The sequence below is a fragment of the Bradyrhizobium sp. C-145 genome (assembly GCF_023375135.1).
In the GTDB taxonomy this organism is placed as follows: Bacteria; Pseudomonadota; Alphaproteobacteria; order Rhizobiales; family Xanthobacteraceae; genus Bradyrhizobium; species Bradyrhizobium zhanjiangense.
This window is the reverse complement of record NZ_CP088150.1, coordinates 1,088,626-1,100,621: the sequence shown is the minus strand read 5'-3', so window position 1 is coordinate 1,100,621 and position 11,996 is coordinate 1,088,626. Positions and strand designations below refer to the sequence as shown.

General features: G+C 65.4%; 12 protein-coding genes. 8 read left to right on the top strand and 4 right to left on the bottom strand.

The window, feature by feature from the left end; translation table 11 throughout:
* Positions 1-200: 200 nt before the first annotated feature.
* On the top strand, positions 201-719 hold the full coding sequence (locus LRP30_RS05150) for a DUF6101 family protein (RefSeq protein ID WP_249759553.1): 519 nt from the start codon (positions 201-203) through the stop codon (positions 717-719).
* Positions 720-825: 106 nt separating this feature from the next.
* Here the strand turns inward: LRP30_RS05150 and ubiA are convergent, their stop codons facing one another.
* Together ubiA and LRP30_RS05140 are read right to left on the bottom strand one after the other, a co-directional pair.
* Positions 826-1,758 carry a 4-hydroxybenzoate octaprenyltransferase gene (ubiA, locus tag LRP30_RS05145; protein WP_249759552.1) on the bottom strand — a complete coding sequence of 311 codons (933 nt, stop codon included), beginning with the start codon at positions 1,756-1,758 and terminating at the stop codon, positions 826-828.
* The gene (locus tag LRP30_RS05140; RefSeq protein ID WP_128937137.1) at positions 1,755-2,417 is read right to left on the bottom strand and encodes a hypothetical protein; all 663 of its coding nucleotides are present in this window, start codon (positions 2,415-2,417) and stop codon (positions 1,755-1,757) included. Before LRP30_RS05140 ends, ubiA begins: the two co-directional genes overlap by 4 nt.
* A gap of 211 nt (positions 2,418-2,628) precedes the next feature.
* Here LRP30_RS05140 and LRP30_RS05135 point away from each other — a divergent pair, with 211 nt between their 5' ends.
* The 6 genes from LRP30_RS05135 (at position 2,629) to LRP30_RS05110 (ending at position 8,601) form a co-directional block, all read left to right on the top strand.
* Entirely contained in the window at positions 2,629-3,384 is a 756-nt protein-coding gene (locus tag LRP30_RS05135; RefSeq protein ID WP_128931381.1) for a 16S rRNA (uracil(1498)-N(3))-methyltransferase, read from the top strand.
* 155 nt (positions 3,385-3,539) lie between these two features.
* Positions 3,540-4,691: an ATP phosphoribosyltransferase regulatory subunit gene (locus LRP30_RS05130; RefSeq protein ID WP_249759551.1), complete on the top strand. Its 1,152-nt coding sequence runs from the start codon at positions 3,540-3,542 to the stop codon at positions 4,689-4,691.
* Positions 4,692-4,694: 3 nt separating this feature from the next.
* Positions 4,695-5,672 carry an ATP phosphoribosyltransferase gene (gene hisG / locus LRP30_RS05125; RefSeq protein WP_091886940.1) on the top strand — a complete coding sequence of 326 codons (978 nt, stop codon included), beginning with the start codon at positions 4,695-4,697 and terminating at the stop codon, positions 5,670-5,672.
* An 86-nt stretch (positions 5,673-5,758) separates the two neighbouring features.
* A complete protein-coding gene (locus LRP30_RS05120; RefSeq protein WP_128931379.1) occupies positions 5,759-6,805 on the top strand; it encodes a glycosyltransferase family 2 protein in 1,047 nt (348 codons plus the stop codon).
* Positions 6,802-7,647, top strand: coding sequence for a ChbG/HpnK family deacetylase (locus LRP30_RS05115; protein ID WP_249759550.1), 846 nt, complete (start codon positions 6,802-6,804; stop codon positions 7,645-7,647). Before LRP30_RS05120 ends, LRP30_RS05115 begins: the two co-directional genes overlap by 4 nt.
* 126 nt (positions 7,648-7,773) lie before the next feature.
* Positions 7,774-8,601 carry a DUF2076 domain-containing protein gene (locus LRP30_RS05110; RefSeq protein ID WP_249759549.1) on the top strand — a complete coding sequence of 276 codons (828 nt, stop codon included), beginning with the start codon at positions 7,774-7,776 and terminating at the stop codon, positions 8,599-8,601.
* A gap of 629 nt (positions 8,602-9,230) precedes the next feature.
* Here the strand turns inward: LRP30_RS05110 and LRP30_RS05105 are convergent.
* Entirely contained in the window at positions 9,231-10,043 is an 813-nt protein-coding gene (locus LRP30_RS05105; RefSeq protein ID WP_249759548.1) for a L,D-transpeptidase, read from the bottom strand.
* Positions 10,044-10,358: 315 nt separating this feature from the next.
* Between LRP30_RS05105 and LRP30_RS05100 the strand changes: the two genes are divergently transcribed.
* The gene (locus LRP30_RS05100; RefSeq protein ID WP_128939845.1) at positions 10,359-11,138 is read left to right on the top strand and encodes a protein phosphatase CheZ; all 780 of its coding nucleotides are present in this window, start codon (positions 10,359-10,361) and stop codon (positions 11,136-11,138) included.
* 158 nt (positions 11,139-11,296) lie between these two features.
* On the opposite strand, the gene LRP30_RS05095 is transcribed toward LRP30_RS05100, so the two are convergent.
* Positions 11,297-11,818: a hypothetical protein gene (locus LRP30_RS05095; protein WP_164939615.1), complete on the bottom strand. Its 522-nt coding sequence runs from the start codon at positions 11,816-11,818 to the stop codon at positions 11,297-11,299.
* Positions 11,819-11,996: the final 178 nt, after the last annotated feature.

The following is an 11,996-nucleotide window of genomic DNA, read 5'->3' as shown; positions in this document are numbered from 1 at the left end:
CTTCAAGCATTTTCAGCCCGCCAAAAGCTCAGATTCGCGACTTCGGCGCAACGTCTCGTCAATCATGCGCGCCAAGGTCTTGTCAATCATGAGCAGCAGTGACGGTGGGTTAACCAGCCTTTTTAAGCGGTTTGGGAAAGGCGCGCGCTAAGGTCCTCGCATCGACCGGGAACATAATCCTGGCGGGGAGAACTAAAGCCGTGAGGCGTCAAACAGCAACAAGCGGGGTCACTCCCGCCGGGTCGAGCCGCTCCTTGCGGCTCGACCCCCTTTCCCTACCGGTCCGCTTCGATGCGCATGATCCGCGCGCCGACGGACATGTCAGGCAGATCGAGCTTCATCGCGAGCGAGTGGTGCTGCGCCGTGCCGTTCGCGGCATGCAAATGGCGATCAACGTCCGCGTGAGCGACTTCACCGGCGTCGCGCTCCGCGGCAACGACGATGCGCAGGCCCTTATCCTCGTGCATCGCGATCCCTCACTCTCCGTTCCGCTGCTGGTCGGCGCCGATGGCGACGAGCTCACTGAAGCCTGGGCGATCTGGAGCGAGATCTTTGCGCTGCCGCAGCTCGACGAAGACGCACGCAAACCCGCACCGCGTCGCCGCCGCACCAACGCGATCCGCGCCCGCCGCCCGAAATTTTTGATGCGCCGGCGCACCGGTATCGCACGCGAGCTTTCCGTCCATCGCGGCGAACGCGAGATCATCGCAAGGAATTAGAGGTGCCGTAGAGTGGGCAAAGCGAAAGCGTGCCCACCTCTTCTATCCCAGTCTCGGGAAACATGGTGGGCACGGCGCAAGGGCGCCTTTGCCCACCCTACGAGAGCTACGCAGCCCGCATCACCGCGTCCGCGAGCAATCCCGCAAACAGCAGCAAGCCTGCATCGCGGTTCGACTTGAACAGGCGGAGGCAGAGCTCGGGATCGTTGATCCTTAATCGCACGATCTGCCACGCCAGATGCACGGCGAAGGCCGCAAGCCCGAGCCAGGCCGGCCAGCGCGCATCGCCGGAGGCCAGCGCGACGCCGATCAGCATCACCGCGAGCCCGTAGAACAGGATCAGCGCCTGATGCGTGTGCGCGCCGAACAGGCGCGCGGTGGACTTGATGCCGATCAGCGCGTCGTCCTCGGCGTCCTGATGCGCGTAGATCGTGTCATAGCCGATCACCCAGGAGATCGCGCCGGCATAGAGCACGAGCGCGGTGACGTCGATGCGTCCGAAGGTGACGGCAAATCCCATCAGGGCGCCCCAGGAGAAGGCCAGCCCGAGCACGATCTGCGGCCACCAGGTGATGCGCTTCATGAAGGGATAAATCGCGACGATCAACAGCGAGGCGATGCCGGTCAGGACCGCGAAGCGGTTGAACTGCAACAGCACGAGGAGACCGATCAGCGCCTGTGCGATCATGAAGACCAGCGCCTGCTTCGTGGTCACCTGCCCTGATGGCAGCGGCCGCGAGCGGGTGCGCTCGACCTTGTCATCGAGGTCGCGGTCGGTGATGTCGTTCCAGGTGCAACCGGCCCCACGCATCACGAAGGCGCCGATGAAGAACAGGATGATGGTGAGCGGCAGGCCGCGGAGCTCGTGCGCGATGCCGGCAGCGAGCGCCGCCGACCACCAGCACGGCATCAACAGCAGCCAGGAGCCGATCGGACGGTCGAAGCGGGACAAGCGCAAATAAGGCCGCGCCCATTGCGGCGCGAGCGTATCGACCCAGTTGCCAGTGGAATCGGCAACGCGGGCGGATGTATCGCTCATCGGGTCAGGACGTTGCCGTTGAGCGTATCGAAGGTGCTGCCGCCCTTCTTGCCGGCATTGGCTTCAGGCGCCGAGCCCGAACCCAGCACCTCGCTCAGCGATGGGCCGGCCGGGCGCGCCTGCTGCTGCTGCATCTGCTGCGCGACCGTGCAGACCTTCTTCTGCATGGTCTCGGTGTTCTTGTGGCCGGTCTTCATCTGCTCGCCGATCTGCGGCGGGATTCCGCATTTGGCGGCGTGGGACTCGATGTATTTGATCATCTTCAGCTCAGCCTGGCTGAAGTTGCCGATCAGCTTGCAGGCCTCGTCCGGCGGCGCATGACGGTCGCTCGCGGCCTTGATCAGCTTGCCGCGCTTCTCGGCTTCCTCGCGGAGCGGAATGAACGCTTTCATACAGTCCTCGCCGGGACCGCCTTGCGTCGGCGGGGCCGCACTGAAGGCGCCGGCGCCGCCGATCGGTGCAGCGCCGTTCACGGGAAAGGACGATTGCGGCGCGGTGCCGACGGACGCGACGGGCGCCGAACCGTTCACGGGCGGAAACGCGGAACTGGTCGCGGCCTGATTGGGCAGCGGCGCCGGGAACGCGCTTTGCGCATCAGCGCCCGCGGCGCCCATCGTGACCATGGCGGCAGTGATCGGAACCATCAAATGACGGATCATCAAGATAGTCTCTCCGGCAGGAGCTTACGGTTTCGGCGCCTTCCCAATTGGAAGCGCAACCAGCGTGTTCGCGTTTCTACGATTCCCACCGGCGCTTAACAACCCGTGGAATAGGGCAAGAGCGCGGCGCTGGGACGCACCAGTTTGGCAATATTTACCCCCGAAATGGCGGCTTTCGGTTAAGAACGGCGATAAATCGGACCTTCGAACGATGCCTTCCCACGATTTTCGCGCCCCTCGCCTGTTCGTCGACGCTCCCTTGGCCCAGGACGCCAGGGTCCTGCTCGACCGCGACCAGAGCAACTATCTCGGCAATGTGCTGCGGCTTGCCGCCGGGGCCGAGGTTTTGGCTTTCAACGGCAGCGACGGCGAGTGGCAAGCTGCCATCGAAGGCCGCAAGCGGCCGGACGGCCTCGTCATCCTCCAGCAGACCCGGCCCCAGGACCGACTGCCCGACCTCGCCTACATTTTCGCCCCGCTCAAACATGCCCGGCTCGACTACATGGTGCAGAAGGCCATCGAGATGGGCGCCGCCACGCTTCAGCCGGTCCTGACCCGGTTCACCCAGGCCTCCCGGGTCAACACCGAGCGGATGCGCGCCAACGTCGTCGAAGCGGCCGAGCAATGCGGCATCCTCAGCATCGCCGCGGTGGCCGAGCCGGTGCCGCTGGAGCGGTACCTCAGCCAGCGCGCCGCGGGCCGCCTGCTGATCTTCTGCGATGAGGCGGCGGAGGTCGAAAGCCCCATTCAGAGCCTACAGAACGCGCGCGAGGCCGACCAAGGCATCGACGTGCTGATCGGCCCCGAAGGCGGCTTTGCCGCGGAGGAACGGGCGCTGCTGCTGCGGCAGCCGAAGATCCTGCGGCTGGCGCTCGGCCCCCGGATCATGCGGGCCGACACTGCCGCGGTGGCGGCCCTGGCGCTGGTGCAGGCGGTGTTGGGCGATTGGGGCGGCAAGACTGGCTAGCTTCCGTCGGCCTGACGATGAAACGATGAATTGCCCGGCCGTTAAGCGATTGATCCTTTGGAGGTCGAAACCGCTTTCCGGCCATGCTAAGGGCTGCGCCAATTCCCTTGCCTCCCCTTGCCTGCCCGGTTCCACCGGGTCAATGGACCCCTGTTATGACCGCGACTGCCACCTCAAATGCTGCCGGCTCCGCCGCCTGGGCGGACACGCTGCTCTTGTCGTTCGCGCAGGCGGGCTATGTCAGGGCCGAGCCCGCCATCCTGCAGCCGGCCGAGCCGTTCCTGGACCTCTCGGGCGAAGACATCCGCAAGAGCCTCTACCTGACCACGGACCTCACAGGCGAGGAGCTCTGCCTGCGCCCGGACCTGACCATTCCAGTGGCGCGCGATTACCTCGCCTCTGCCCGTGCCGGCCAGGCGGCCGGGTTCAGCTATCTCGGCCCGGTGTTCCGCTACCGCAGCGGCCGGGCCAGCGAATTCCTGCAAGCCGGCATCGAATCCTTCGGCCGCCAGGACCGCGCCGCGGCGGATGCCGAGATGCTGGCGCTGGCGCTGGAGGCGACCGCCGCCTTCGGAGTCGGCGACGTCGAGATCCGCACCGGCGACGTCACGTTGTTCAACGCCCTGCTCGATGCGCTCGATCTCTATCCAGTCTGGCGCCGCCGGCTGGTCAAGGATTTCAACCGCAAGATCAGCCTGGAGCAGGACCTGGAGCGGCTGGCGGCCGCGGCCACCGCGACCCGCAGCGAATATGAGGGCGTGCTCGCCGCGCTGGCCGGCTCCGATCGCAAGGCAGCGCTCGCCTTCGTCACCGATTTGATGTCGATCGCCGGCACCACCAATGTCGGCGGCCGCACCACGGCCGAGATCGCCGACCGCTTCCTCGAGCAATCGACGCTGAAGGGTGGCGCGCTGCCGCGCGAGGCGATCACCGTGCTCAAACGCTTCCTGTCGATCGCAGGCAATCCCGACGATGCGATCGCAGAGCTGCGCGCACTGACCACCGATGCCAAGCTCGATCTCACGGCTGCGATCGACCAGCTCGAGAGCCGGGTCGGCTTCATGGCGGCGCGCGGCATCGACGTGAAGCTGACGCGCTTCTCGACCGCGTTCGGACGCGGGCTCGACTATTACACCGGCTTCGAGTTCGAATTGCATCACAGGGGTAATGGCGCCGAGCCGCTGGTCGCCGGCGGCCGCTATGACGGGCTGATGACCCAGCTCGGCTCAGCGCAGCCGATCCCTGCGGTCGGCTTCTCGGTCTGGGTGGACGCGCTGACCAAGATCGGCCGCAAGGTGGGAGCTTAAGTCATGAGCGCGCCATTCGTTCTGGCCGTTCCCTCCAAGGGCCGCCTGCAGGAAAACACCGAAGCCTTCTTCGCCCGCGCCGGGCTCAAGCTGTCGAAGGCCGGCGGTGCCCGCGACTATCGCGGCACCATCGCGGGCCTCGACAATGTCGAGGTCGCCTATCTCTCGGCGAGCGAGATCGCCTCGCAACTGTCCCGCGGTTTCGCGCATCTCGGCGTCACCGGCGAAGACCTGGTGCGCGAGAACATCGCTGATGCCGACAAGCGCGTGTCGCTGATCGAGGGGCTCGGCTTCGGCTATGCCGATGTCGTCGTCGCGGTGCCGCAGGCATGGATCGACGTCCGCACCATGGCCGACCTCGACGACGTCACCACCGGCTTTCGCGAGCAGCATCACATGCGGATGCGGGTCGCGACCAAGTTCATCAATCTGACCCGCGCCTTCTTCCAGAGCCACGGCATCACCGACTACCGCACCGTCGAAAGCGCCGGCGCGACCGAAGGCGCGCCCGCGGCCGGCAGCGCCGAGCTGATCGTCGACATCACCACGACCGGTGCAACGCTCGCCGCCAATGGCTTGCGGGTGCTCGACGACGGCGTGATCCTGCGCAGCCAGGCCAATCTGGTCGCCTCGAAGGAGGCCGACTGGTCGCCGCAGGCGCGCGAGACCGCGCGCGTCATCCTCGATCACATTGCGGCGCGGGCGCGGGCCAACAAATACCGCGAGGTCCGCACCCGCTTCCGGCAGTGCGACGCCGCCCTGCTCGGCGAGGCCCACAGCCGGTTCGGCGTGGAGGCCCCATTTGGCGGACCGACCTCGTCAGGCATGCTGACGCTGCACTGCCCCCCGGGGCAGCTCTATGCGCTGGCGAGTTTCCTGCGCGAGCATGGCGCCGAGACCGTCTCGGTGGTTTCGCTCGACTACGTGTTCGACCGGGAGAACCCGCTGTTCGCCAAGCTCGAAGCGTTCCTGGGGCGGTGAGCCCTAGCTTTGTTCAGCGTAGCGACAGCAAACGGCTGCTACCATATGCGGTTGAGAAGACCTAAACGCCTCTGGAACCTTGATCGATGACGCTGGGCTCTGACGTTTCCGGCATGACGACCACAGCGGCCAGCGCCGCCGCGAAGGGGCTGTCGATTGTCGTCCCCGTCTACAACGAGGCGGCGGGCCTCGCCGCCCTGCATCAGAGGATTTGCGAGCTCGCGAAGACCTTGCGGCAGCGCTATCGCCTTGCTTGCGAGGTCGTCTATGTGGACGACGGCAGCGCGGATGCGACGCTGTCGATCGCCCGCAGCCTGCCGGCCGACGCGATCGGCGTCCAGGTGGTCTCGCTGTCGCGCAATTTCGGCAAGGAGGCGGCGCTGATGGCCGGCCTCGACCATGCCCGGCTCGGCGCCGTCATGTTCATGGACGGCGACGGCCAGCATCCGCCGGCCCTGGTCGAGCAGCTGGTGCAGCACTGGATCGAAGACGGCTACGACGTCGTCTATACCGCCAAGGCGCATCGCGACAACGAGCCCTTCCTGCGGCGGCTCGCCGTGCACGGCTTCTACGCGCTGATCAATTGGGGCGCGCGGCAGAAGATTCCCGAGGACGCCGGTGACTTCCGCCTGCTCTCACCGCGCGCGGTCGCAGCGCTGAGGCAGCTGCCGGAGCGCAACCGCTTCTTCAAGGGACTGGCCAGCTGGATCGGCTTCCGCCAGATCCGTGTCGACTACGAACCGGCGCCGCGCGCCCATGGCGTCACCACCTTCAACGCCGCTCGCCTGCTCGGCCTGTCGATCGAGGGCCTGACCTCGTTCTCGGTGGCACCGCTGCGCTTCGCCAGCCTGCTCGGCGCGGCTCTTGCCGGTATCGCCTTCCTGTTCGGCCTCTCCATCCTCTGGGAGGTCTTCACGACCGGCAAGCAGGTGCCCGGCTATCCCTCGCTCGTGGTCGGCCTGATGACCATCGGCGGCGTGCAGCTCATCATGATCGGCATCGTCGGCGAATATATCGGCAAGATCCTCTCCGAGCTGAAGGCGCGCCCGATCTACTTCGTCGCCGAGCACAGCGAGAAGCATTTTGAGGCCGACAACGCCGACGACGCTTCGAAAAGGACGGCCGCCGAATGAGTGCTGCCGCGGGCCTGCGGCGGATTTGGCTTTGCGCCGACGATTACGGCATCAGCCCGGGCGTCAACCGCGCCATCCGCGACCTGATCGAACGCGGCCGCCTCAACGCCACGTCGGTGATGATGGTGGGTCCGGCGATCCAGCGCAGCGAGATCGAAGCGCTGGACGCGGCAGCCAAATCGAGCCCGCGCTGCGCGATCGGCTTGCACGTGACGCTGTCGGCACCGTTCCGGCCGCTCACCATGCATTTCCGCCCTCTCGACGGCGACATGTTCCTGGCCTTTCCGAAGCTGCTGCGCGCCGGACTGATGCGGCGGCTCGACCGCGAATTCTTTCGCAATGAGGTGAAGGCGCAGCTCGCAGCGTTCACCGAAGCATTCGGGCGTGCGCCCGACTTCGTCGACGGCCACCAGCATGTGCAGCTCTATCCGCAGGTGCGCGACGGCTTTGTCGATGCCGTGAGCGAGACAGCACCGAACGCCTGGGTACGCCAGTGCGGACGCAACCTGCCGCTGGCGCAGCGGCTGGCCTCACTAAAGGCCATGGTGCTCGATATCCTCAGCGCGCAATTCCGCCGCCGCGCCGGCGCTGCCGGTCTCAGCTTCAATCCCGGCTTCGCCGGGGCTTACGACTTCACGCGGGCGGCCGATTTCGGCGCATTGATGCGGCAGTTCCTGGAAGGCCTCCCCGAGGGCGGTCTCGTGATGTGCCATCCCGGTTTCGTCGATGACGTTCTTGTCGGTCTCGACCCGATGACGGATGTGCGCGAACGCGAGCACGCTTATTTCGCCGGCGACGCGTTCCCACGTCTGCTGGCGGACAGCGGCGTCACGCTGGGATGAAGTCGCCGAAAACCGCCTTGCGGGGCAGCTTGTCGCATACCGAAATTTAATCCGGCCGGCACTGTTGGGGCCATAATGGAACCCTACATCTCCTGCGCGCTTGGTTTCGCGCGAAGGAGATTGATCATGACGCCGCAGGAACGCCAGCTCGTCGACGAGCTTTTCGACCGGCTTACCAAACTGGAAAATGCACCGCGCGATCCGGACGCAACCGCCGCGATCTCCGACGGCTTGCGCAAGGCACCCGGTGCGATCTACGCGCTGGTGCAGACCGTGCTGTTGCAGGACGAAGCGCTGAAGCGCGCCCACGCCCGTATCCAGGAGCTGGAAGCGGGGCAGGCGCCCGAGCAGGCGCAGTCCGGCGGCTTCCTGGATTCCATGCGCGAGACGTTGTTCGGCGGAAGTCCGTCACGGGGTTCGGTTCCGAACGTGCCGCCGCGTGACTCGCGGCCGGTCTGGAATAGCGGCCAGGCCATGCAGCAGACCCAGCCGGGCTACGGCCAGCCGCCTTACGGTCAGGCCTACGGCCAGGGTCCGGGTCAGGGTTATGGCGCGCCGCCGATCGGCGGTGGTGGCGGCTCGTTCCTCGGCACGGCGGCGGCGGCCGCGGCCGGCGTCGTCGGCGGCTCGCTGCTGCTCTCCAGCATCCGCGGCATGATGGGCGGACCGCATCAGCAGGCCTTTGGCGACACCAACGCCCTGGGCGACCGCAGCGCTGGTGGAAGTCCTTGGGGCGGCAGTGACCAGTCCGGCGGCTCGCTCGCGCGCGATGCGGGCCTCGACGATATCGGCTCGAACCGCCGCGACGACTCGCGCCAAGGCTTCTTCGATCAGGCGTCGAACGATCGGGACAACAACGACCAGAATTACAGCGACGATCGCGACGACAACATGGACACCGGCGACGACAGCGATTTCGGCGGCGGCGACGATGGCGGCAGCGATTACGCGTGAGCAATTCACCCGGTAGATACGAAACGGCCGCCTCTCGGCGGCCGTTTTCTTTTAGGGCGTAGCTCAAGCGCCTCTTGTGCCACCGCGCGCAGAGAAGCCGTTCGATATAGTATGACTAATGCGCACGGTTGCTGGCTTACACTGAGCTGAACGTTGCCGGACGCGCCCGAGTTCACCATGAAAAACGAAATCACTTTCTGACGCGCGCGGCCGTAGACTCCCGGATTTCCAAATTCGGACATGGGTGTTCAACTGGAAGAACACGTTGCTCATGCCACACACGATGTGGCTGCCGCTCTTGGCAACAGTCGGGGTTTTAAAATGAGTTCACTTCAGCAGCGCATTGCAACCTTATCCGACGTGACGACACATCTCATCACCGAATTGTACGAGTTGGAGGGACTGCACGAGCGGATCAGGAAGGCAGAGCTGTCGGCGCGGCGGCTGAACCGCTCCGCTCGCGCACCGCACTCCCATTCATCAACTCGTCGTCGCTGCTCCGTTGCCGGGTCGACGCGGCACCGTCAGCGAGCATAGCTGGAAGGCGTTCGCCGGCGGCACGCAACGCCTTCGATGCCGCGCATCGCGAGCCGGCGCGGGTTGACGGCTCGTTTCAAGCGCACAACGCCTCACATCACCACGACTTTGGTGCCGACATTGACACGGCCGTAGAGGTCGATGACGTCCTCGTTGCGCATGCGGATGCAGCCGGAGGAGACGTTGGTGCCGATGGTCCAGGGCTCGTTGGAGCCATGGATGCGGTAAAGCGTGGAGCCCAGATACATCGCGCGGGCGCCCAGCGGATTTTCCGGGCCACCTTCCATGTGCCGGGGCAGATCGGGACGGCGTGCGAGCATTTCCGCCGGCGGCGTCCAGTCCGGCCATTCGCGCTTGGCGGTGATCGACTTCACGCCGGACCAGGTGAAGCCGGGACGGCCTACACCGATGCCGTAGCGCATCGCCCTGCCGTTGCCCTCGACGAGATAGAGGAACTTGTTCGGCGTATCGACCACGATCGTGCCGGGGCTTTCCTTGCCGCCATAGTCAACGAGCTGCTTCTCGAATTTCGGATCGAACGGACGCTGCCGCGGATCGACCGCATCCTGCTGGAGCGCGCCTTGCTGAACTCCGCCTTGCATCTGCGGCTCGCCCATCGGCGGCAGACGGCGCTGATCGTAATAGGCCGGCTGCTGCTGATACACCGGATGCTGCGGCGCATAGGCCGGACCGCGGCCGGGACCGTCACCGAACAGGAATTCGATGAAGCCGCCGCCCATGTTCGAGTTGGAGGCGACGCGCACCGGCGCCGGCGGCACCTGCGGCGCATAGAGCACCGCGGGCGGATCGTTCGGCACGGTGTTGTCGAAGGCGCTGGCGCTGTTTGCGCCGGCAATGAAGGTGCAAGCGCTGCCGAGCAGCGCGACAGACATTTTCTTGAACATCGACGTACTCTGTACTGTTTCGTCTAGATCACATGCGTCGAGGAAGGCGCCTGGCTGATCGGCCGCCGCGACGTGGTCAATAAAAAGCAAAAGCCGTTTTGTTTGGTAAACGTATCAGGCGTTTGGATTCACCACGTCGTCAAGCGCGGGCCAATTTGGCGATCAGCGTTTATTTTCGATGAACGCAGCGCAGCCATGGTTAATCGCTTCTTTGCGCGCCGTCGCGCGACGCCGCACGACAGTTCCGGCTGTGAACTTCGTGTTAAATCGCTTCTGCCTACAAAGACGCGTGAATGAGGTGGGGGGAGTATCCTGATGGCTGTTCACCGCAAGCGTTTTCGCGTCGAAGATATCGCCGGTGGCGAGATGCCGATTCTTGACGTAACCGAAGAAGCAATCCCGATGCATAGCGAGATCATGGCCGAGCTGCGTGCGATCCGCGCACAGATGGCGAAGGGCACTATGCCCCTGTCCGGCAGCGCAGCCATGGCGGCGATCGACGCCTCCACCGCCCACGAGCTATCGGAAGCTCGTACCATGCTCGAGACCTACCGGGCGCAGATCGAGCAGTGCGAGAAGCTGAAGGTCGAGCTCGACCTCATCCACGACGCCATCGACCGCACCAAGCGCGAGATCGCGACGCTGCACGGCAAGAGCTTCGACGGCGGCGAAATGGCCAAGGTCAATGGCGAGCTCGGCGCGGTCGTCGGCGGCACCGAGCAGGCGACGCAGCAAATCCTCGAAGCCGCCGAGTCGATCGACCAGGCGGCCAGCGCGATGTCCAAGGTGCAATCGGCCGATCAGCAGAAGCGGCTCGCCGACGACATCCAGGAACGCGTCATCTCAATTTTCGAAGCCTGCAACTTCCAGGATCTGACCGGCCAGCGCATCAGCAAGGTCATGACCACGATGAAGTTCATCGAGCAGCACATCAATGCGATGATGGAGATCTGGGGCGGCGTCGACGCGATCAAGGCCCATGTGCCGGCGCCTGTCGACAACCGCAGCGATGACGAAAAGCTCCTCAACGGCCCGAAACTCGCCGGCGACGTCGGCCATGCCTCGCAGGACGATATCGACGCGCTGTTCGACTGAGCGGACTTGTCATTCTGAAAAACAAAACGCCGGCGCAAGCCGGCGTTTTTTGTTTGCTGTCATTGCGAGCGTAGCGAAGCAATCCAGACCGTCACCGTGGAAAGACTGGATTGCTTCGCTACCGCTCGCAATGACGCGTGGTTAGGCCGGAATCCCGGTCACGCCCTCGGCGCGCAGCGGACGTAGACCATGTTGCCGTAGCGGGTGGCGGCGTCCTTGTCGATGAAGCGGGTGATCAGCACGCGGCCATCGAAGGAGATGATCTCGCGGTCCTGCTCGCCCGGCGTCGGGCCGGCGGGGCCGATGTAGTTCTTGCCGCTCGGCGAGCCCTTCAGCCGCAGCTCCTGCGGGGTCGCCTGGTCGGCCAGATGCATGATCACGCCGCCGGAGGAGCCGGCAGTGATCACATAGGGATTTTTGCACTGCGCCCGGGCGGCAGCCTCGGTGCGGGCGCGGTCGGCCGGGTTCTGGAACGAGGCGAGGCCCCAGCGGCCGACGATCTCGTCGGAGCGGATCGTCGCGGGCATTTCCGGGCCGGTGCCGGGCTCAGCCTCGGGCGGCGGCGAAGACGACGAGAAGGACGGCAGGCTCATGCCGCCGCCGCAGGCGCCCAGCGATAGCGCCAGACAAGACGCGGCGGCCAGATTGGCAACCGTGCGCGCGCGAGCTGAACTGATCATGGCATTCCCCCGAACAAGACCATGGCCGCACCCCTCCCGCAGCCAAGCGCAAAACCGCCGCTGGAGCAATGCCGTCGTTTGATACGCCGGCGCCCCGAACGAGTTTCCAATGCCACCATCCTATATCCGCCTCACCAATCGCTTAACCACCTTTGCTTGACAGGATCGCGGCCAAGCC

Excerpts from the sequence above, each read along its gene's own strand:
- ubiA (WP_249759552.1), bottom strand. The coding sequence starts at position 1,758 with ATGAGCGATACATCCGCCCGCGTTGCCGATTCCACTGGCAACTGGGTC.
- LRP30_RS05140 (WP_128937137.1), bottom strand. The coding sequence starts at position 2,417 with ATGATCCGTCATTTGATGGTTCCGATCACTGCCGCCATGGTCACGATG.
- LRP30_RS05135 (WP_128931381.1), top strand. The coding sequence starts at position 2,629 with ATGCCTTCCCACGATTTTCGCGCCCCTCGCCTGTTCGTCGACGCTCCC.
- LRP30_RS05130 (WP_249759551.1), top strand. The coding sequence starts at position 3,540 with ATGACCGCGACTGCCACCTCAAATGCTGCCGGCTCCGCCGCCTGGGCG.
- hisG (WP_091886940.1), top strand. The coding sequence starts at position 4,695 with ATGAGCGCGCCATTCGTTCTGGCCGTTCCCTCCAAGGGCCGCCTGCAG.
- LRP30_RS05120 (WP_128931379.1), top strand. The coding sequence starts at position 5,759 with ATGACGCTGGGCTCTGACGTTTCCGGCATGACGACCACAGCGGCCAGC.
- LRP30_RS05115 (WP_249759550.1), top strand. The coding sequence starts at position 6,802 with ATGAGTGCTGCCGCGGGCCTGCGGCGGATTTGGCTTTGCGCCGACGAT.
- LRP30_RS05110 (WP_249759549.1), top strand. The coding sequence starts at position 7,774 with ATGACGCCGCAGGAACGCCAGCTCGTCGACGAGCTTTTCGACCGGCTT.
- LRP30_RS05105 (WP_249759548.1), bottom strand. The coding sequence starts at position 10,043 with ATGTTCAAGAAAATGTCTGTCGCGCTGCTCGGCAGCGCTTGCACCTTC.
- LRP30_RS05100 (WP_128939845.1), top strand. The coding sequence starts at position 10,359 with ATGGCTGTTCACCGCAAGCGTTTTCGCGTCGAAGATATCGCCGGTGGC.
- LRP30_RS05095 (WP_164939615.1), bottom strand. The coding sequence starts at position 11,818 with ATGATCAGTTCAGCTCGCGCGCGCACGGTTGCCAATCTGGCCGCCGCG.